We start from the raw sequence: 924 nt of genomic DNA on the forward strand, positions 1-924 counted from the left end.
GGGGGCTGTGCCGGGGGCGGCGCCACGCCCCGCCCCCACCCGACGCCACCGGATCACCAGCGTCTGGGTCCTGCTCTCCACGGTCGCCCCCGAGCTCGACGAGTGGGCCGCCTACTTCGCCGCCGGCGCGGGCAAGCGGGCCGCCGCCGAGGCGGGGATACCCCGCGTGGTGAGCGCCCGGGAGGCCGACGACCTGCTCCGGGCCGCCGAGCAGTTCGTCTCGGTGGTGGAGACCGCGCTCGGCCTGGCCCACCAACCGACCCTCGACGGCCTGGCCGCCTGACCCGACGCCGCCCGGGTCCCCCGCCGGGCACACCCGGCGTCCATCCGACAGCGACACCTGATCCACAGCAGAGAAACACGACGGGGGGTTGGTCCATGGCGGGCCGCATGGTGGTCGGTTCCGCCGCACTGGCCGGTCTGGTGCGCCCGGCGAGCGCGCCGGACCCGGCGGGCGGTCACCGGGTGCTCCCGGTGGCGCCCGAGCTGACCGGCCTGCTGCCCAACCGCGGGCTGCGCCGGGGCAGCACGGTCGCGGTCTCCGCCGGCCAGCCCCGGCGCAGCGGCGGCACCTCCCTGGTCCTGGCGCTGCTCGCCGAGGCGTCCCGGGCCGGCTCCTGGTGCGCGGTGGTCGGGGTGCCGACCTTCGGGGCCGGCGCGGCCGCCGAGGTCGGGATCGCCCTGGACCGGCTCGCCCTGGTGCCCGACCCCGGCCCGGAGTGGCCCACCGTCGTCGCGGCCCTGATCGACGGGGTCGACGTGGTGGTGACCGCCGTGCCGCACACCGTCTCCGCCTCGGTCGCCGACCGGCTCGCCGCCCGGGCCCGGCAGCGCGGCAGCGTGCTCGTCCCGTACGGCCGGTGGGACGGCGCGGACGTCACGCTCCAGGTGGTCCGCGGGGTCTGGGAGGGGCTGGGGGCGGGG

At 78.9% G+C, this 924-nt stretch carries 2 protein-coding genes; both read left to right on the top strand.

The genetic code is table 11. The features are described from left to right. On the top strand, positions 1 to 283 hold a 283-nt coding region (locus ACSNN7_RS28955; protein ID WP_436684216.1), incomplete at its 5' end, for an SAV_6107 family HEPN domain-containing protein. A 95-nt stretch (positions 284 to 378) separates the two neighbouring features. Further along, positions 379 to 924, top strand: a 546-nt coding sequence (locus ACSNN7_RS28960) for a hypothetical protein (RefSeq protein WP_436684217.1), incomplete at its 3' end; no start/stop codon positions are given.

The organism is Micromonospora sp. URMC 105 (assembly GCF_051386295.1).
Taxonomy (GTDB): domain Bacteria; phylum Actinomycetota; class Actinomycetes; order Mycobacteriales; family Micromonosporaceae; genus Micromonospora.